This is a genomic window from Bradyrhizobium sp. LB13.1, assembly GCF_054056815.1.
Genome location: NZ_JBSRYQ010000001.1, coordinates 5,241,777 through 5,261,280 on the forward strand (window position 1 = coordinate 5,241,777; position 19,504 = coordinate 5,261,280).

The 19,504-nt window shown below is 62.8% G+C and carries 12 protein-coding genes and 1 pseudogene; 1 reads left to right on the plus strand and 12 read right to left on the minus strand.

The window, feature by feature from the left end; translation table 11 throughout:
• Positions 1-75 precede the first annotated feature (75 nt).
• The 12 genes and pseudogenes from ACVWYI_RS25235 to ACVWYI_RS25290 form a co-directional block, all read right to left on the minus strand.
• A complete protein-coding gene (locus ACVWYI_RS25235; protein ID WP_456663477.1) occupies positions 76-2,136 on the minus strand; it encodes an FAD-dependent oxidoreductase in 2,061 nt (686 codons plus the stop codon).
• Between the two features lie 194 nt (positions 2,137-2,330).
• A pseudogene (rpoC, locus tag ACVWYI_RS25240) lies at positions 2,331-6,529 on the minus strand (DNA-directed RNA polymerase subunit beta').
• 128 nt (positions 6,530-6,657) lie between these two features.
• Positions 6,658-10,773 (minus strand): DNA-directed RNA polymerase subunit beta, encoded by a 4,116-nt coding sequence (gene rpoB, locus ACVWYI_RS25245; RefSeq protein ID WP_247341149.1) that lies wholly within the window; start codon positions 10,771-10,773, stop codon positions 6,658-6,660.
• Positions 10,774-11,257: 484 nt separating this feature from the next.
• Positions 11,258-11,635 carry a 50S ribosomal protein L7/L12 gene (gene rplL / locus ACVWYI_RS25250; protein WP_007602994.1) on the minus strand — a complete coding sequence of 126 codons (378 nt, stop codon included), beginning with the start codon at positions 11,633-11,635 and terminating at the stop codon, positions 11,258-11,260.
• A gap of 53 nt (positions 11,636-11,688) precedes the next feature.
• Complete coding sequence (gene rplJ, locus ACVWYI_RS25255; protein WP_354050965.1) at positions 11,689-12,207, minus strand: 50S ribosomal protein L10; 519 nt, start codon at positions 12,205-12,207, stop codon at positions 11,689-11,691.
• A 589-nt stretch (positions 12,208-12,796) separates the two neighbouring features.
• The gene (locus tag ACVWYI_RS25260) at positions 12,797-13,744 is read right to left on the minus strand and encodes a 2-hydroxyacid dehydrogenase (protein WP_456663478.1); all 948 of its coding nucleotides are present in this window, start codon (positions 13,742-13,744) and stop codon (positions 12,797-12,799) included.
• Positions 13,745-13,833: 89 nt separating this feature from the next.
• The gene (rplA, locus tag ACVWYI_RS25265; RefSeq protein WP_092034881.1) at positions 13,834-14,526 is read right to left on the minus strand and encodes a 50S ribosomal protein L1; all 693 of its coding nucleotides are present in this window, start codon (positions 14,524-14,526) and stop codon (positions 13,834-13,836) included.
• Positions 14,527-14,532: 6 nt separating this feature from the next.
• Positions 14,533-14,961 carry a 50S ribosomal protein L11 gene (gene rplK / locus ACVWYI_RS25270; protein ID WP_045008228.1) on the minus strand — a complete coding sequence of 143 codons (429 nt, stop codon included), beginning with the start codon at positions 14,959-14,961 and terminating at the stop codon, positions 14,533-14,535.
• A gap of 130 nt (positions 14,962-15,091) precedes the next feature.
• Positions 15,092-15,646 (minus strand): transcription termination/antitermination protein NusG, encoded by a 555-nt coding sequence (gene nusG, locus ACVWYI_RS25275; RefSeq protein ID WP_007602985.1) that lies wholly within the window; start codon positions 15,644-15,646, stop codon positions 15,092-15,094.
• Positions 15,646-15,837 (minus strand): preprotein translocase subunit SecE, encoded by a 192-nt coding sequence (gene secE, locus ACVWYI_RS25280; protein WP_045008229.1) that lies wholly within the window; start codon positions 15,835-15,837, stop codon positions 15,646-15,648. The genes nusG and secE overlap by 1 nt, the downstream gene beginning before the upstream one ends.
• A gap of 388 nt (positions 15,838-16,225) precedes the next feature.
• Positions 16,226-17,494: a methyltransferase domain-containing protein gene (locus ACVWYI_RS25285; protein ID WP_456663479.1), complete on the minus strand. Its 1,269-nt coding sequence runs from the start codon at positions 17,492-17,494 to the stop codon at positions 16,226-16,228.
• A gap of 187 nt (positions 17,495-17,681) precedes the next feature.
• Complete coding sequence (locus tag ACVWYI_RS25290) at positions 17,682-18,293, minus strand: SIS domain-containing protein (protein WP_456663480.1); 612 nt, start codon at positions 18,291-18,293, stop codon at positions 17,682-17,684.
• Positions 18,294-18,430: 137 nt separating this feature from the next.
• On the opposite strand from ACVWYI_RS25290, the gene ACVWYI_RS25295 reads away from it, so the two are divergent.
• Positions 18,431-19,459 (plus strand): SDR family oxidoreductase, encoded by a 1,029-nt coding sequence (locus ACVWYI_RS25295; protein ID WP_456663481.1) that lies wholly within the window; start codon positions 18,431-18,433, stop codon positions 19,457-19,459.
• Positions 19,460-19,504: the final 45 nt, after the last annotated feature.

The following is a 19,504-nucleotide window of genomic DNA, read 5'->3' on the forward strand; positions in this document are numbered from 1 at the left end:
ACCGCCATTGCACCGATTCTATGCGATCAAGATGAATTCGGCAAAACAATTGGCGAAGGCGCCCGCTCGAAGCGGCTAGTCGTCTTCCTCGTCCTCGACCTTGTCGAAAAAGGAATAGCGCAAGGAGTCGGCGTCGGCATACCACTGACCCGGGCCCTTGTTGGCGGCGAGCGTCGCCTCCCAGAGCGCGTCGCTGCAGTCCTTGCGGTGCATCGACAGGTCGAAGCCGTTGCCGAAGAACAGCTCGGACCATTCCCACCAGGTGCCGAGCTTCTTGACACCGCGCAACAGGTCATAGCGGTCGATCACCACTGAAGCCATGTCCGAGGTGATCGAGCCGAACACGAGGCCGGTCTTGACCACGCGGTTCAGCTCCCGGATCGCGCGGACCACCTGCTTCGGGGAAACGTGGCAGAGGCTGGTCTCGAACACGAAATCGAACGCGCCGTCCTTGAACGGCATGTCGGTGATCGAGCCGAGCTTGTTGTATTTCTTCAGCGCCTTCGGCGTTTTGGCGTGGATGGCGCGGTTGTTCTCGATGCCGAAGGCGTCGATGCCGCGATCGCGCAGCGCACCGACCAGCTCACCGCTGGCCGAGCCCGCGACCAATAGCTTGGCGCCCTCGGTCTTGCCCCAGACGATGCCGATCAGCTTGGCCAGGTAATCGGGATCGGTGAAGTGACGCCACGCCTCGCCGTAGGGGCCGAGGCCGCGATAGTTCTCGAAATACTCGCGATCGACCTTGTCGGAGAGCGGCTTGTCGTCCTGCGCGCGCTCGCGGCGCAGGCGCATCATCTCGGTCAGGATGATGTCGGTCGCCGCGTCGGAGGAATCGAGCAGGCCATTCAGCGTCGAGTCGAACAGATAGTCGCCGACCACCACGATGCCGGGGTGCTCCTTCGGCTCGGGCCGGTGATTGGTCATGACGTCGCGCACGGGCAGACCGCCCGGAATCGCGTTCACCGACGACAGCCAGCGGTGGATCTTGCCTTCCATGCAATGCGCGCGCGCGTCGCCGAGCGAGGCCGGCAGCGATTTCAGCGCGGCATCGATCAGCTCCTGGTCCGACAAATTGGCGAAGGCCAGCGCATCGGAGCCGGGAATCAGCCAGTTCAAGACGCCGTGCTTGCCGACGTCGTGGCGCGCGCCCTCGTTGTAGACGCAGCAGCCGCCGAAGGCCTCCGACATGAACCACGCGCCGACGATCTTGTCGCCCCAGAACGGCGTGTCGAACAGGATCGAGACGCGGAGGTAGTGCGCGGGACGGTCGAAGTAGGAGACGTGCTTGACCATCGACTTGCGGAGCTGCTCGCCTTCCCAGCCGACGGTGGAAAGCCAGGAATGCGGCAGGCACATCAGCACGAGATCGAAGTCCCGCGTCTCCGGTCCCTTGCCGTTCATCATCTTGAGCTGGTAGCGGCCGGTCGGCGCCTTGCCGACGGTGAGCACGCGGTGATTGAGCTGGATATTGGCGTTGACCTCCGACTGCAGGCATTCGATCAGCTGCTCGTTGCCGTTCTGGATGGAATAGAGGCCGATATAGCCGTCGACATCCATCAGATAGTTCTTGAGCGCGTTGAGGCCGTTGGTGTTGTGACTCTCGGTAGCGAGGTCCGAGCGCGCCATCACCTTGAAGAAGCGCTTTGCTGTTTCGTCCTCGACCTCCTCGTCGAGCACCTGCTCGGCGGTCTTGTAGGCCCAGGGGTTCTCGTTGTCGTGCGCGCCGACGCCATCGTAATATTCGATCGGCGTCATCGTCTCGGCGCAGCGCTTGCGGAACGATTCGATCGCGTCCGCGGTCTTGGCGCCGTATTTGCGGCGCATGCCCGGCACGTCGTCGAGGAGTTCGCCGCCGAACTGCACCTGCTCGGCATCCATGGGAATGGTCTGTAGTCCGAAATGTTGGATCAACTCGCGCAGCGGATCCGGCCCGGTCATCGAGTAGTCGTAGATCTCGGCGACGCCGGCCTCGTACATCGCGGGCGCGGAATCGAATTTGCGCGTGACGATCTTGCCGCCGAGCCGGTCGGACGCCTCGTAGATGGTGACGCGACAGAGGTCCCCGAGCTTGCGTTTCAGGTACCAGGCGCTCATCAGCCCACCGGGGCCGCCGCCTACGATTGCGAGATCAAGCATGTCAGATCCGTGGTCTCCGGCCCCGCCCCCGTCACGGGACCCCACCGGTCTAAACTCCCCTAGCAGAAGCGCTTTTGCGGCTGAAGGAAAGATGAACAAATGTTGATCCTGCACCGCAGCAGGCAAACAAAGCAGCAAAAAGGCCGGCTTGCGCCGGCCTTTTCATTGTTCTCGGTAGTCCTACGGATGAACGATCATTCCGCGGGCGGCAGCGCCAATCGGCTCGACTTCCGGCGCGGGCGACACGACGGCCGCCTGCTTCTCGCGCTCGTCGAGGATCATCTTGTCGCGCTTCACGGCGACTTCGCGGATCTTGGCCATGGAGGCGCCGGTGCCTGCCGGGATCAGCCGGCCGACGATGACGTTCTCCTTGAGGCCTTCGAGCGGATCGACCTTGCCGTTGACCGCCGCTTCCGTGAGGACGCGGGTGGTCTCCTGGAACGAGGCCGCCGAGAAGAAGGAGCGGGTCTGAAGGCTCGCCTTGGTGATGCCGAGCAGAACCGGCGTCGCCGTGGCGATCTTCTTGCCCTCTTCCTTGGCCTTCGCGTTGATCTGGTCGAACTCGATCTTGTCGATCTGCTCGCCCGAGATCATGTCCGTGTCGCCCTGGTCGGTGACTTCCACCTTCTGGAGCATCTGACGGACGATCACCTCGATGTGCTTGTCGTTGATGAGCACGCCCTGGAGCCGGTAGACTTCCTGGATCTCGTTGACCAGATAGGCCGCGAGTTCCTCGATGCCCTTGACCGCCAGAATGTCGTGCGGCGCCGGATTGCCTTCCACGATGAAGTCGCCCTTTTCGACGACGTCGCCGTCCTGAAGGTGGATGTGCTTGCCCTTCGGGATCAGGTACTCGCGTGCCTCTTCGGTCTTGTCCATCGGCTCGATCGAGATGCGACGCTTGTTCTTGTAGTCGCGCCCAAACCGGATGGTGCCCGCGATTTCGGCGATGATCGCCGCATCCTTCGGACGCCGTGCCTCGAACAATTCCGCCACCCGCGGCAGACCGCCGGTGATGTCACGCGTCTTGGCGCTTTCGGTCGAGACACGGGCGAGGATGTCGCCCGCCTGGACCTTGGCTCCGATGTCGACCGACAGAATGGCGTCGACCGACAGCATGTAGCGAGCATCGCCGCCACGGGCGAGCTTGAGCACCTTGCCGTCCTTGCCCTTGATCACGATGGCCGGACGCAGGTCCGCGCCGCCGCGCATCGAGCGCCAGTCGATGACCACGCGCTTGGCGATACCGGTGGCCTCGTCGAGCGTTTCCGAGATCGACTGTCCCTCGACCAGATCCTCGAAGCCGATGGTGCCTTCGACCTCGGTGAGGAGCGGACGGGTGTAGGGATCCCACTCGACGATACGCTGGCCGCGCTTGACCATGTCGCCCTCGTCGATGTGCAGGCGCGAACCGTACTGAATACGGTGCGTCGCACGCTCGGTGCCGTCGGCATCGACGATCGCGATCACCATGTTGCGGACCATTGCGACCAGGTGGCCGTCGCTGTTGCGGGCGATGGCCTTGTTCCTGATCACGATCTTGCCGTCGAAGTTGGATTCGACGAACGACTGCTCGTTGAGCTGCGCCGCACCACCGATGTGGAAGGTGCGCATGGTCAGCTGGGTGCCGGGCTCGCCGATCGACTGCGCCGCGATGACGCCGACGGCTTCGCCGTGATTGACCGGCGTACCGCGGGCGAGGTCGCGTCCGTAGCACATACCGCAGATGCCATTGACGAGCTCGCAGGTCAGAGCCGAACGGATCTTCACCTCCTGCACGCCACCCTGGTGGATGGCATCCAGATGGCTCTCTTCCATCAGCGTACCGCGCTTGAAGATCACCTTGCCCGAGCTGTCACGCACGTCTTCGCAGGCCGTGCGGCCCAGGATGCGCGAGCCGAGCGAGGCGACCACGGTGCCGGCATCGACGATGGCGCGCATCTTGATGCCGAGCTTGGTGCCGCAGTCGTTCTGCGTGATGATGCAGTCCTGCGCGACGTCGACCAGACGACGGGTCAGATAGCCGGAGTTCGCGGTCTTCAACGCGGTGTCCGCGAGACCCTTACGGGCGCCGTGGGTCGAGTTGAAGTACTCGAGCACCGAGAGGCCTTCCTTGAAGTTCGAGATGATCGGCGTCTCGATGATCTCACCCGACGGCTTGGCCATCAGGCCGCGCATGCCGGCGAGCTGGCGCATCTGGGCCGGCGAACCGCGGGCAACCGGAGTGAGCCATCATGTAGATCGAGTTGATGTCGGCATCCGCCCCGCTCGCCGTCTTCTTGGTCGAGGAGATCTCCTTCATCATCGCCTTGGCGATTTCTTCCGTGGCCTTCGACCAGGCGTCGACGACCTTGTTGTACTTCTCGCCATGGGTGATCAGGCCGTCGTTGTACTGCTGCTCGAAATCCTTCGCCAGCGTACGGGTGGTGTCGACGATCTTCCACTTGGAGTGCGGCACGACCATGTCGTCCTTGCCGAACGAGATGCCGGCCTTGAACGCGTTATAGAAGCCGAGCGCCATGATGCGGTCGCAGAAGATCACCGTCTCCTTCTGGCCGCAGTGGCGGTAGACCTGGTCGATGACGCCGGAGATTTCGCGCTTGGTCATCAGCTTGTTGATGATCTCGAACGGAACCCGCGGATTCCGCGGCAGCAGGTTGCCCAGCATGACTCGGCCAGCGGTGGTTTCGATCCAGCGCTTGGAAATCTTGCCGGTCTCGTCAATGCCTTCCCACCGGTACCTGATCTTGGTGTGGAGGTGGATGACCTTCGCGTGCAGCGCGTGCTCGAGCTCAGCCATCTCGCCGAAGATCTTGCCCTCGCCGGGCAGGCCTTCGCGCATGATGGAGACGTAGTAGAGACCGAGCACGATGTCCTGCGACGGCACGATGATCGGCTGGCCGTTCGCCGGATGCAGGATGTTGTTGGTCGACATCATCAGGACGCGCGCTTCGAGCTGCGCCTCAAGCGACAGCGGAACGTGCACGGCCATCTGGTCGCCGTCGAAGTCGGCGTTGAACGCGGCGCAGACCAGCGGATGGAGCTGGATCGCCTTGCCCTCGATCAGCACGGGCTCGAACGCCTGGATGCCGAGGCGATGCAGCGTCGGCGCGCGGTTCAGCAGCACCGGGTGCTCGCGGATGACCTCGTCCAGGATGTCCCAGACCTCGGGCCGTTCCTTCTCGACCAGCTTCTTCGCCTGCTTCACCGTGGTGGACAGGCCCTTGGCATCAAGCCGCGAGTAGATGAACGGCTTGAACAGCTCGAGCGCCATCTTCTTCGGCAGGCCGCACTGATGCAGGCGCAGCTCGGGACCGACCACGATCACCGAACGGCCCGAATAGTCGACGCGCTTGCCGAGCAGGTTCTGACGGAAGCGGCCCTGCTTGCCCTTGAGCATGTCGGCGAGCGACTTCAGCGGACGCTTGTTGGCACCGGTGATGACGCGGCCGCGGCGGCCGTTGTCGAACAGCGCGTCGACGGCCTCCTGAAGCATGCGCTTCTCGTTGCGGATGATGATGTCAGGCGCGCGCAGCTCCATCAGCCGCTTCAAGCGGTTGTTGCGGTTGATGACGCGGCGGTAGAGGTCGTTGAGGTCCGAGGTCGCGAAGCGGCCGCCGTCGAGCGGCACCAGCGGACGCAGGTCCGGCGGGATCACCGGGACCACGGTCATGATCATCCATTCCGGCTTGTTGCCGGAGTGGCGGAACGCTTCCACGATCTTCAGGCGCTTGGCGAGCTTCTTGTGCTTGATGTCGGAGTCGGTCTCCTGCATCTCCGCGCGCAAGGTCAGTTCGAGCTTCTCGAGATCCATGCCCTTGAGCAACTCGCGGATCGCTTCCGCGCCGATCATGGCGGTGAAGGAATCCTGGCCGTACTCGTCCTGCGCCTTCAGATACTCGTCTTCCGACAGCAGCTGACGGTCCTTCAGCGCGGTGAGGCCCGGCTCGAGCACGACGTAATATTCGAAGTAGAGAATCCGCTCGAGATCCTTGAGCGTCATGTCGAGCAGGAGGCCGATGCGCGAGGGCAGCGACTTCAGGAACCAGATGTGGGCAACGGGGGCTGCGAGCTCGATATGGCCCATGCGCTCGCGCCGGACGCGCGACAGCGTGACCTCGACCGAGCACTTCTCGCAGATGATGCCCTTGTACTTCATGCGCTTGTACTTGCCGCACAAGCACTCGTAGTCCTTGATCGGCCCGAAGATGCGGGCGCAGAACAGGCCGTCGCGCTCGGGCTTGAAGGTACGGTAGTTGATGGTTTCCGGCTTCTTGATCTCGCCGTACGACCAGGACAGAATCTTCTCAGGGCTCGCGATCGAGATCCGGATCTGGTCGAAGACCTGAGCCGGCGTCGTCGGATTAAAGAGATTCATAATTTCTTGGTTCATCGTCTTCTCCTCGCGTGCCGGTCGCCTCCGGCAGCAAATTCGAAAATCACTATGCGGGGCGCCCCGCCCTCGCGACTCGGGGACTGGGTGCCGATGCCCGGCCGTTCAGGCCGGGCATGAGGGTCGTCTTACTCGGCCGCTTCCGCCGTCCCCGGTCCGACCTTGGAATTGTGCAAGTCGACGTTGAGGCCGAGCGAGCGCATTTCCTTGACCAGCACGTTGAACGATTCCGGAATACCGGCCTCGAAGGTGTCGTCGCCACGCACGATCGCCTCGTACACCTTGGTACGGCCGGCGACGTCGTCCGACTTCACGGTCAGCATCTCCTGAAGCGTGTACGCCGCGCCGTAAGCCTCGAGCGCCCACACTTCCATTTCGCCGAAGCGCTGGCCGCCGAACTGCGCCTTGCCGCCCAGCGGCTGCTGGGTGACGAGCGAGTACGGACCGATCGAACGCGCGTGGATCTTGTCGTCGACGAGATGGTGCAGCTTGAGCATGTAGATGTAGCCCACCGTCACCTTGCGATCGAAGGCATCGCCGGTGCGGCCGTCATAGACGGTCGACTGACCCGAAGCGTCGAGACCGGCAAGCTTCAGCATCTCCTCGATGTCCGCTTCCTTGGCGCCGTCGAACACCGGCGTCGCGATCGGCACGCCGCGGCTCAGATTGTGGCCGAGCTCGATCAACTCGTTGTCGTTGAGCGACTTGATCGTCTCGTCCTCGCCGTAGACCTTCTTCAAGGTTTCCTTCAGCGGCTTGATGTCCTGCCTCGACAGGTAGGCATCGACAGTCTGGCCGATACGCTTGCCGAGGCCGGCACAGGCCCAGCCGAGATGGGTCTCGAGGATCTGTCCAACGTTCATGCGCGAGGGCACGCCGAGCGGATTGAGCACGATGTCGGCATGCGTACCGTCTTCGAGGAACGGCATGTCCTCGATCGGCACGATCTTCGACACCACGCCCTTGTTGCCGTGGCGGCCGGCCATCTTGTCGCCGGGCTGGATCTTGCGCTTCACCGCGACGAAGACCTTGACCATCTTCATCACGCCGGGCGGCAATTCGTCACCGCGCTGAAGCTTTTCGACCTTGTCGAGGAAGCGCTGTTCCAGCCCCTTCTTCGACTCGTCGTACTGCTTCCGCATGGCCTCGATCTCGGCCATCAGCTTGTCGTTCGGCGAAGCGAACAGCCACCACTGCGACTTCGGGTACTCCTCGAGCACCGCACGGGTGATCTTGGTGTCCTTCTTGAAGCCCTTCGGACCGGCGATGCCCTGCCGTCCCTCGAGCAGCTCGGCAAGACGGTTGTAGACGTTGCGGTCCAGAATCGCCTGCTCGTCGTCGCGGTCCTTCGCCAGACGTTCGATCTCTTCCCGTTCGATCGCCAGCGCACGCTCGTCCTTGTCGACGCCGTGACGGTTGAACACGCGCACTTCGACGATGGTGCCCTGCACGCCCGGAGGAACGCGCAGCGAGGTGTCGCGAACGTCGGAAGCCTTTTCACCGAAGATGGCGCGCAGGAGCTTTTCTTCCGGCGTCATCGGGCTTTCGCCCTTCGGAGTGATCTTGCCGACCAGGATGTCGCCGGCGCGCACTTCCGCGCCGATGTACACGATACCGGCTTCGTCGAGGTTCTTCAGCGCTTCTTCCGACACGTTCGGAATGTCGCGGGTGATTTCCTCGGGCCCGAGCTTGGTGTCGCGGGCCATCACCTCGAACTCCTCGATGTGAATCGAGGTGAAGACGTCTTCCTTCACGATCCGCTCGGAGAGCAGGATCGAGTCTTCGAAGTTGTAGCCGTTCCACGGCATGAACGCGACCAGCACGTTGCGGCCGAGCGCGAGCTCGCCGAGATCGGTCGACGGGCCGTCGGCGATGATGTCGCCCTTCTTGACGATGTCGCCGACCTTCACCAGCGGACGCTGGTTGATGCAGGTCGATTGGTTCGAGCGCTGGTACTTCATCAGCCGGTAGATATCGACGCCCGACTTGGTCGGATCGAGATCTTCCGTGGCGCGGATGACGACGCGGGTTGCGTCGATCTGGTCGATCACGCCCGAACGGCGCGCCGCGATCGCAGCACCCGAGTCACGCGCAACCACGCCTTCCATGCCGGTGCCGACGAACGGCGCCTCGGCGCGAACCAGCGGCACCGCCTGGCGCTGCATGTTCGAGCCCATCAGCGCGCGGTTGGCGTCGTCGTTCTCGAGGAACGGGATCAGCGCGGCTGCGACCGAAACGAGCTGCTTCGGCGACACGTCCATGTAGTCGACCTTGTCCGGGGTCACCGGCAAGACTTCGCCGGCGTGACGGCAGACCACGAGATCTTCGGTGAAGCGGCCCTTCGGATCGAGCGGCACGTTGGCCTGCGCGACCGTGTAGCGGCCCTCTTCCATCGCCGAGAGGTACACGACCTCGTCGGTGACGCGCCCGTCCTTGACCTTGCGGTAAGGCGTCTCGACGAAGCCGTACTTGTTCACGCGCGCGAAAGTCGCGAGCGAGTTGATCAGGCCGATGTTCGGACCTTCCGGCGTCTCGATCGGGCAGATGCGGCCGTAATGCGTCGGATGCACGTCGCGCACCTCGAAGCCGGCGCGCTCGCGGGTCAGACCGCCCGGTCCAAGCGCCGAGAGACGGCGCTTGTGGGTGATCTCCGACAGCGGGTTGGTCTGGTCCATGAACTGCGAGAGCTGCGAGGAGCCGAAGAACTCGCGCACTGCGGCGGCCGCCGGCTTCGCGTTGATCAGGTCCTGCGGCATGACCGTGTCGATGTCGACCGAGGACATGCGCTCCTTGATCGCGCGCTCCATGCGGAGCAAGCCGATGCGGTACTGGTTCTCCATGAGCTCGCCGACCGAACGCACACGGCGGTTGCCGAGATGGTCGATGTCGTCGATCTCGCCCTTGCCGTCGCGCAAATCCACCAGCGTCTTGATGACGGAGAGGATGTCTTCCTTACGCAGCGTGCGCTGGGTGTCGGGCGCATCGAGGTCGAGGCGCATGTTCATCTTGACGCGGCCGACCGCTGAGAGGTCGTAACGCTCGGCGTCGAAGAACAGCGACTGGAACATCGCCTGCGCCGAATCCAGCGTCGGCGGCTCGCCCGGACGCATCACGCGGTAGATGTCGAACAGCGCGTCCTCGCGCGTCATGTTCTTGTCGGCCGAGAGTGTGTTGCGGATGTAGGCGCCGACATTGACGTGGTCGATGTCGAGCAGCGGCAGTTCCTTGTAGCCGTGCTCGTTGAGAGCCTTCATCGACTTGTCGGTGATCTCTTCACCGGCTTCCGCGTGGATCTCGCCGGTCTTCGGATTGACGAGGTCCTCGGCGATGTAGTTGCCGACGAGCTCCGCATCCGACAGGCGCAGCGCCTTGAGGCCCTTCTCCTGCATCTGGCGCGCACCGCGCACGGTGAGCTTCTTGCCGGCTTCAAGCACGACCTTGCCGGTATCGGCGTCGATCAGGTCGTTGATGGTCGAGTAGCCGCGGAAACGATTGGCGTCGAACGGAACACGCCAGCCTTCCTTGATCCGCTTGTACTGGATCTTCTTGTAGAAGGTGCTGAGGATCGCCTCGCCATCGAGGCCGAGCGCGAACATCAGCGACGTCACCGGAAGCTTGCGGCGACGGTCGATACGCGCATAGACGATGTCCTTGGCATCGAACTCGATGTCGAGCCAGGAGCCGCGATACGGGATCACGCGCGCGGCGAACAGCAGCTTGCCCGAGGAATGGGTCTTGCCCTTGTCGTGGTCGAAGAACACGCCGGGCGAACGGTGCATCTGCGAGACGATGACGCGCTCGGTGCCGTTGACGATGAAGGTGCCGTTCATCGTCATGAGCGGGATGTCGCCCATGTAGACGTCCTGCTCCTTGATGTCCTTGACCGACTTCGCGCCGGTTTCCTCGTCGATATCGAACACGATGAGGCGCAGCGTCACCTTGAGGGGCGCGGCGAAGGTCATGCCGCGCTGGCGGCACTCGTCGACGTCGTATTTCGGCGGCTCGAACTCGTAGCGGACGAATTCCAGCATCGAGGTGCCCGAGAAGTCAGAGATCGGGAACACCGAGCGGAACACTGCCTGCAAGCCCTCATCGGACCGCCCGCCCTGGGGCTCGTCGACCATCAGGAACTGGTCATAGGATGCCTTCTGAACCTCGATGAGGTTCGGCATCTCGGCAACTTCCTTGATGTGTCCGAAGAACTTGCGAACGCGTTTGCGACCGGTGAATGTCTGCTGCGCCATCGTGGCCTCTCATTTTCGGCGCCCGATCTGGGCGCGCCGTCCGGAACGCGGCTACCGCCGCTCCCCGGGTTGAATTTTTCGAACCCGCTTTGGAGGACCGGAGACTCAGTTTCAGGCAGGAATGTCCTGAATCTGTTCTTCAGACCTTCAAAACGCAAAACGACGCGCGGGGCGCAGTAGCGCGCCCGCCCGTCACAACCATTCTCTTCACGGACTGCAAAAGCCCGAAATAGCTTGCTCTCCCAACGGCTTACAGGGAAACCCGGCATCCCTGCCCACCGCGCTTTCGTGCTGTCGACCCGATATGGGACGACAGTAGTGCAGATTCGAGAGGTAAAGCCTCAAATCCCCACACTTTTTCGTGTTCGACCTGCGTCGGGCCGTTCCGTCGCACGCCTTTTGCATCTGGCCCACCCTTTCGGGGAGTGGACCGAGATCCCGGTTTCGCTGATGCTCACCGGGATCTCGTATCAGTAAGCGTTGCTTACTTGAGCTCGACCTTCGCGCCAGCCTTCTCGAGCTGGGCCTTGAGCTTCTCGGCTTCGTCCTTGTTCACGCCTTCCTTGACAGGCTTCGGCGCGCCCTCGACGAGGTCCTTTGCTTCCTTCAGGCCCAGGCCGGTGATGGCGCGGACTTCCTTGATGACCTCGATCTTCTTGTCGCCGGCGGCGGCAAGAACGACCGTGAACTCGGTCTTCTCTTCGGCCGGAGCGGCGGCAGCGCCACCACCAGCCGGGCCGGCCACGGCGACAGCCGCGGCAGCCGAAACGCCCCACTTCTCTTCGAGGAGCTTCGCGAGTTCGGCAGCTTCGAGCACGGTGAGGCTCGAGAGGTCGTCAACGATCTTCTGCAAGTCAGCCATTGTTCAGTTTCCTTGAATGTAATCTGGTTCGGGTTTGAGTTTTGCGAAGGGCGTCAGGCCGCTTCGCCCTTTGAGGCATAAGCCTGGATGACGCGCGCGAGCTTGCCCGCGGGCGCATTGGCGAGCTGAGCGATCTTGGTCGCCGGGGCCACAAGAAGGCCGACGATCTTGGCGCGCAGTTCGTCAAGCGACGGCAGCGAGGCAAGTGCCTTCACGCCGTCGACATTCAGGACGGTCGTTCCCATCGAGCCGCCAATGATGACGAACTTTTCGTTCGCCTTGGCGAATTCGACGGCGACCTTTGGCGCCGCTACCGGATCGTCCGAAGTGGCGATCACGGTCGGTCCCTTCAACATGGAACCGATGGCAACGACGTCAGTGCCTTCAAGAGCAATTTTGGCGAGACGGTTCTTCGAGACCTTCACCGAGGCGCCAGCCTGCTTCATCTGCATGCGCAGCTTCTGCATCTGGACAACGGTCAGGCCGGAATATTGGGCAACGACCGCGACGCTCGTGGCCTTGAAGATGCCATTGAGCTGTTCGACCGCTTCCTTTTTTGCCGCTCGTTCCACAGCAAGCTCTTTCCGGTTGGCGGTCATCGCGAGAAACGGGACCACCGGGTTGCACCCATCGTCCCACCCAAAACCTGAACCTCCGGGCCAAAACCCTTCGGACACGCGCCGGGCGAGACGACAATTCAAAGCCTGCCCTCCGGGAGCCCATTGGAGCCCACGGCGTGTCGAGGTCCGAACCAAACCCATTCCGCAGCCAACCCTAAGGTGGACACGAAGTGAAATCCGGTCTTCACCCGTCTATGCAGGCCATGCGATTAAGCCGTTGAGAAATCGAGATTCCCCGCAGGCGCCTGCAGTCTTGGACAGGACAAGGTCAGCCGGCGAACCGCCCGACCCCTGCCCGCATTCCACCATCCGACGGGTTTTCCTTCCTTTTCCGGCAAATCCTTGCGGACGTCCTGAAAAGGAATGATCTCCTGTCGTATCGGGTTTTTCGGAATGCGTGCACGAACGCGCCAGCCAAGGCCGGTACGTCCGGAAGCGGTTCTTTAACCGCTCAGGGCCGGCTTGCCAAGAGCAAAATTCACACCAGTTCCAATCCGTTGCCGCTGGCGCTTGACCCGGGCCGACAAGGGTCGATTCGGGCTCATTTGACCCCATAAGGCAGCGGCTCGCCCTCGAAAAACGCGGTCAGGTTCGCCAGCACGCAGCTCTGCATGGCAACATGCGATTCGAGGGTATGGCCGCCGATATGGGGGGCGAACACCACATTGGGCAGCGCCGTCAGCGCGTCGGGCGCGTGCGGTTCCTTGTCGTAGACGTCGAGACCCGCGCCGGCGATGGTCTTCTCGGTGAGAGCCGTCACCAGGGCAGTCTCGTCGATCACCGAGCCGCGGGAGATGTTGACGACGTAGCCGTCCGCCCCGAGGCGCCTGAGGATATCGGCGCTGACGGCGTGCTGGGTCTCGGCCCCTGCCCGGACCGCGATAATCAGCACGCTGCTCCAGTCGGCGAGCGCCTCCAGCGTCGGGAAATATTGATAGGGCAGATCGTGTTTGCTGCGGCTGAAATAGCCGATTTCGCTCTCGAAGGCGGCGCAGCGCGCCGCGATCTTGCGGCCGATCTCGCCCATGCCGTAGACGCCGATGCGGCGGCCGGGCATGCCGGCCTGCGGGCGCATCATCGGCGACTGCTTTGAGGCAGCCCAATCGCCGCTGCGGACATATTGGTCGGCAACCAGGATCCGTCGCGTCGTCGCCAGCATCAAGGTCATCGCGATATCGGCGACCGAGGCCGCATTGGCGCCGGGGCTGTGGCCGACCGCAATGTTGCGCGCGGCGGCGGCCTTCAGATCGACGCCGTCATAGCCGGTGCCGTAGCAGACGATGGTGCCGAGCTTTGGAAACAGGTCCATCGCCTCCGCGCCGAGCGGCGTGCCGCCCGCGGTGAGCACCGCGCGGATGCCACCGAGCTCGTCGGCCGAAAACACCTCGCGCGCGGGCTTGCCGCCGGTGTCGAGCAGATCGAACCGCTCGGCGAAGCGCGCCATCATCGTTTTGGGAAAGCGCGAGTAGATCAGGACCTTGTCAGTCATTGTTCTTGTTTCCAGTGAACACCGTCACAAACGACGAGGGGCGGAATCGGTTGCCCGATTCCGCCCCTCGCCTCATGCATTTACAAACCCTAGCCGAGAATGGTGCCCGGCTCGACCTTCACGCCGGGGCCCATCGACGAGGACACCGCAACGCGCTGGATGTAGGTGCCCTTGGAACCAGCCGGCTTGGCCTTAGAGACAGCGTCAGCCAGGGCCTTGATGTTCTCGACCAGTTTCTCCTCGGAGAACGAGGCCTTGCCGACGCCGGCCTGCAGGATGCCGGCCTTCTCGACACGGAACTCGACCGAGCCGCCCTTGGCACCCTTCACCGCGCCAGTGACGTCCATGGTCACGGTGCCGATCTTCGGGTTCGGCATCAGGCCGCGCGGGCCCAGCACCTTACCGAGACGGCCGACCAGCGGCATCATGTCGGGGGTCGCGATACAACGATCGAAATCGATCGTGCCGTTCTGCACCTTTTCGACCAGGTCTTCGGCGCCGACGACGTCGGCACCCGCAGCCTTGGCTTCGTCGGCCTTGGCGCCACGGGCGAACACGCCGACGCGGAGCGTACGGCCGGTGCCGTTCGGCAGGGTCACGACGCCGCGGACCATCTGGTCGGCGTGACGCGGATCGACGCCGAGATTGATCGCGACCTCGATGGTCTCGTCGAACTTCGCTTTCGCGCGTTCCTTGACCATCTTGATGGCGTCCGCGAGCGGGTAAAGCTTTTCGCGATCAACACCTTCGCGGGCTTTGTTCAAACGCTTTCCGATTGCCATGACCGCTTACCCTGCCACTTCCAGACCCATCGAGCGGGCAGAGCCCTCGACCATCTTCATGGCCGATTCGATGGTATCGCAGTTGAGATCCTTCATCTTCTTCTCGGCGATCTCGCGCACTTGCGCCTTGGTCACCGCGCCGGCCTTGTCGCGGCCCGGCGCCTTCGAGCCGGACTGGATCTTGGCAGCCTGCTTGAGGAAGAAAGACATCGGCGGCGTCTTCATCTCGAAGGTGAAGGAACGGTCCGCATAGATGGTGATGACCACCGGGATAGGGGTGTTCTTCTCTTCCTTCTGGGTCTGGGCGTTGAACGCCTTGCAGAACTCCATAATGTTGAGACCGCGCTGACCAAGCGCGGGACCGATCGGGGGCGAAGGATTCGCCGCACCGGCCGGGACCTGAAGCTTCAGGTATCCGGTCACTTTCTTTGCCATGTATCACTCCTGTTGTGCCGGCCTGGACCGGCGGTTTCAGGTTCGTGGTCTGGGTCGGATGCGGCTGGCAACCGCCCTCTCCCTCCCACGGCCTCTTGTTGCGTGAGACCGAAGTCTCACGCCTACCCGATCAGACCTTCTCGACCTGACCGAATTCCAGTTCGACCGGCGTGGCGCGGCCGAAGATCGACACCGCGACCTTCACGCGCGAGCGCGCCTCGTCGATTTCCTCGACGACACCCGAGAACGAGGCGAACGGGCCGTCGGCCACGCGCACGTTCTCGCCGATCTCGAACGACACCGACGCCTTCGGCCGTTCCACGCCCTCCTGCACCTGGTGCAGGATGCGCATGGCCTCGGCTTCCGAGATCGGCATCGGCTTGTTTTCCGCGCCGAGGAAGCCGGTCACCTTCGGCGTGTTCTTGATTAGATGAAACGCCTCGTCGGTCAGCTTCATCTTCACCAGCACGTAGCCCGGAAAGAACTTGCGCTCGGCGTCGATCTTGCGGCCGCGGCGCACTTCCGTGACCTTCTCGGTCGGAACCAGCACCAGCTCGAACAGCTCCTCGAGCCCACGCTGCTTGGCCTGCTCGCGGATCGATTCGGCGACCTTCTTCTCGAAGTTCGAATAGGCGTGGACGATGTACCAGCGCTTGTCAGACAATTGAGCCGTTGCTGTTGCCATCAGTGGATGCCCAGAAGGAAGGTGATGAGGTAACGGATGACCTGGTCGGCGGCGAAGAAGAAGATCGAGGCCACGGCGACCATGACGAACACCATGATGGTGGTGATGGTCGTCTCACGGCGGGTCGGCCAGGTGACCTTGGCGGTCTCCGAGCGCACTTCCTGCAAGAACTTGAACGGGCTGACTGCCATCGTTTGATGTCCAACGTCCGTCGACAGACGCGAATGAATTTCAGGGATCCGAACAGCCGCCGTTGGCCCAGCCCTCTGTCTCGAAGGATGAGCCGGAATCCGGGCTCGATTGTTCGGGGATTTCAAAGCCGCGCCGGAGATCCGCGTCTAACGGGCCGGCTGCGAGTGGGCGGTATCTACTGCGGATGGGAGCAAAGGTCAAGATCGAGAGGGTGCCAGCGGGTAAACCGGCCTCCGCGGGCGACCGAGCAGAGACCATGCCGATCAAGGGCTTATCGGCCGCCTGCAAAGCGCGGTCCCATGCCCTCCGCCGGTTCTTTGCAGAACGACACCCTGGGTCCCCCTCTCCTGGGACCCCTTCTAGCGACTTGGTAGCGACCTGGGGCGGTCAATCGGCCCGATCGATCGTCGAGATGCCCGGCAACGGCACAACGAACTTTCCGCCATCGGCGAAATAGCGGGCATGCTTGGCCCGGATCGGGTCCACGTAGCGCCAGGCGAAAACGACGACGAATGCCGGCTTGCGCTCGTAAAAGGCGGCGGGCGACAGGATCGGGATGTCGTAGCCCGGGCCGGCCATCACGTTCCCCTTCTTGGGGTCGTCATCCACCAGGAAGTCGATCTTGGTCTCCAGGCCGAACTGCGGCAGCAGGGTCGTGGTACCGACAGACACGCCGTAGCCGGCCACGAGTTGACCGCGCGCATGGGCGGCATCGGCCATCGCGACCAACTCGTCGCGGATGGCGGCGATCCTCTGCGCATAGGGCACATAGTAGGCGGGCTGGTCGACGCCGAGCCGGTCTTCCTCGCCGATGAAGCGCGCGACCTCCGCGGAAGGCTTCTTCGGGCCGCCGGCACGCTGCACCGTCACGCGGATGGAGCCGCCCTTGGTCTCGATGTGCTGGACGTCGATCACTTCCATGCCGAGCCGCGCGAAGAAGCGCGTCAGCGGCTTGATGTTAAAATACGACAGATGCTCGTGATAGACGGTGTCGAGAAGGTTCTTTTCGGTGACGTCGACGCCGTACTGCGTTTCGAAAACGAACAGCCCGTCCGGCGCCAGCACGTCGCGGACCCCGATCACCAGCGGATCAAGATTGTCGACATTGGCGATCATGTTGTTGGCGATCACGACGCTCGCCACACCGTGGCTTTGTAGAATGCGATGACCGATGGCATCGGTGAAGAAATCGCCGATGGTCTCGATCCCCGCTTCCGTCGCCCGCCGCGCGATGTCGACGGCGGGATCGACACCCAGCACCCGCATGCCGCGCTCCCTAAAGAAGCCGAGCAGCGATCCGTCATTGCTGCCGAGCTCGACGACCAGCGAGCCCGGCGCGATGGCGAAACGGCTGACGACATCATTGGCATAGCCTGCGAAATGCTCCCGCAGGCCGAGCGAGAGCGAGGTGGTGTAAACGTAGTTGCGGTACTGGATCTCCGGATTGCCGACGTGGAGAATCTGGAGATGGCCGCAGTCTGCGCACAGGTGCAGCGCCATCGGCACGGCGGCGCGAAAGACGGGATCGTCGACGCGGGCGTTCGGCACCTGGAAGTTCGGCGTGCCGATTGGCATGCCTGCCATCGGGACGACCAGCTCCTGCTTGTCCGAATGACAGAGGCGGCAGGTATGCCGGACGTAGAACAGGTTTTTCATGGTGGGACCGGAAAACGGAGACATGCGAGCGGATGAGGCAATCTCACCCCGTGAAGATCAGATCGACGGCATTGGTCAAGAGAGTCAAGGGTGGCGCGCCCAATGTACACCGGCACGGTGATCGACAGCAGCAGCTTCACCGAAAATAGGCCGCCTGCTTCAATCGCGACTGCATCGAATTCCCGCCTCAGGATGCCGGATATTCGGCACGACCGATGACGAGGTCGATCGCGGCCATCATCCAGAACTGGTGCGTGGTCTCGACGATGTTGTAGCTGCGGCTATCGACGTAAAAATCGACGTCGCCGAGATTGCGCAGCGGATTGTCCGCATTCATGCCCGACAGCGTGATCACGTCGAGCTTCATCGTCCGCGCCTGCGCGACCGCATTGAGGATGTTCTTCGAGCGCCCCGACGAGCTGATCGCGACGAGGCAATCGCCGGCGCGAGCGCTCAGCCGCACCGCATGCGCGAGCCAATCCTCGAAACCGTAATCATTGGCAAGGCACGACATCATGCTGGCATCGCTGAAGCAGAGTGCGGGCACTGATGCGTTCTTCGCCAGATCGATAGCGAGATGCGAAGCGATGCCGGCGGAGCCGCCATTGCCGATGAAGATGATGCGACCGCCCTGCTCTCGCGCACGCAACCAGGTCGCGCGGGTGGCGGAGATCCTGGCGAAAACCCCGTCGTCAACCTCCGTCGCGCGATGGAGGCGCGCCACATAATCGTCGAGGAAAGCCTTGTGATCGGGATCGACGGACTCGGCAGGCATGGGCTCGCGGCTCGACGGCGACATGACGCCCTGATACCGGCTATCACCAGCGATTGCAAAGGTATAATACCTGCAGAGTGTACTAGCAGCCGATTCGGTTTCCGACTCCACTCAACATTGGCGAGCCTGTTTCGCTGGGCATTCGCATCACGGATGTTCCCATGAAATGCATCGTTACCGGTGGCGCGGGCTTCATCGGCAGTCACCTCGTCGATCGTCTCCTCGACGACGGGCACGAGGTCATCGCGCTCGATAATTTCGTGATCGGACGCGCCGAAAATCTCGCCTCGCGCGCCGATTCGAGTCGACTGAAGATCGTGCGGGCCGACGTCACCGAACTCGAATCGATCAAGCCGCATTTCGACGGCATCGACTGGGTCTTCCATCTCGCCGCGCTGGCCGACATCGTTCCCTCGATCGAGTCCCCGATCCCGTATCATCGCGCCAATGTCGACGGCACGGTCAACGTTCTCGAGGCTGCACGGCAGGCGGGCGTCAGCCGCTTCGTTTATGCCGCGTCGTCGTCCTGCTACGGAATTCCCGACGCATATCCGACGCCGGAGAGCGCCGAGATCCGGCCGATGTATCCCTATGCGCTCACCAAGAATCTCGGCGAGCAGTGCGTCATGCACTGGTGCCAGGTCTACAAATTGCCCGCGGTCGCGCTGCGCCTGTTCAACGTCTACGGGCCGCGCCATCGCACCACGGGCACCTACGGCGCCGTGTTCGGCGTGTTCATGGCGCAGAAACTCGCCGGCAAGCCCTTCACGGTGGTCGGCGATGGCGAGCAGACCCGCGACTTCACCTTCGTCAGCGATGTCGCCGACGCCTTCGTGACCGCCGCGCGCTCCGAGGTCTCGAACGAAGTTTTCAACGTCGGCTCCGACAACACCTACAGCGTCAACCGGCTGGTCGAACTTCTCGGCGGCGACAAGGTCCACATTCCCAAGCGTCCCGGCGAGCCCGAGTGCACCCATGCCGACATCACCAAGATCAAGCGGATCCTGAAATGGACGCCGAAGGTGAAATTCGAGGACGGCGTCGCGACGATGCTGAAGTCGATGGATCAGTACAAGGACGCGCCACTGTGGACGGTGGACAAGATCGCGGACGCGACCAAGGACTGGTTCAAGTATCTTGGTGACGACAGCGACGCCGCGTCCGGCACGCCGCAGAAGGCAAGCCAGTGAACAGGTTCGCCGGATATCGTTGCCGCGAATCGATCAATTCCGGGC

Coding starts and splice junctions, on each gene's coding strand:
- secE (WP_045008229.1), bottom strand. CDS start 15,837: ATGGCAGTCAGCCCGTTCAAGTTCTTGCAGGAAGTGCGCTCGGAGACC.
- ACVWYI_RS25235 (WP_456663477.1), bottom strand. CDS start 2,136: ATGCTTGATCTCGCAATCGTAGGCGGCGGCCCCGGTGGGCTGATGAGC.
- ACVWYI_RS25285 (WP_456663479.1), bottom strand. CDS start 17,494: ATGAAAAACCTGTTCTACGTCCGGCATACCTGCCGCCTCTGTCATTCG.
- rpoB (WP_247341149.1), bottom strand. CDS start 10,773: ATGGCGCAGCAGACATTCACCGGTCGCAAACGCGTTCGCAAGTTCTTC.
- rplK (WP_045008228.1), bottom strand. CDS start 14,961: ATGGCAAAGAAAGTGACCGGATACCTGAAGCTTCAGGTCCCGGCCGGT.
- nusG (WP_007602985.1), bottom strand. CDS start 15,646: ATGGCAACAGCAACGGCTCAATTGTCTGACAAGCGCTGGTACATCGTC.
- ACVWYI_RS25290 (WP_456663480.1), bottom strand. CDS start 18,293: ATGTCGCCGTCGAGCCGCGAGCCCATGCCTGCCGAGTCCGTCGATCCC.
- rplA (WP_092034881.1), bottom strand. CDS start 14,526: ATGGCAATCGGAAAGCGTTTGAACAAAGCCCGCGAAGGTGTTGATCGC.
- rplL (WP_007602994.1), bottom strand. CDS start 11,635: ATGGCTGACTTGCAGAAGATCGTTGACGACCTCTCGAGCCTCACCGTG.
- ACVWYI_RS25295 (WP_456663481.1), top strand. CDS start 18,431: ATGAAATGCATCGTTACCGGTGGCGCGGGCTTCATCGGCAGTCACCTC.
- ACVWYI_RS25260 (WP_456663478.1), bottom strand. CDS start 13,744: ATGACTGACAAGGTCCTGATCTACTCGCGCTTTCCCAAAACGATGATG.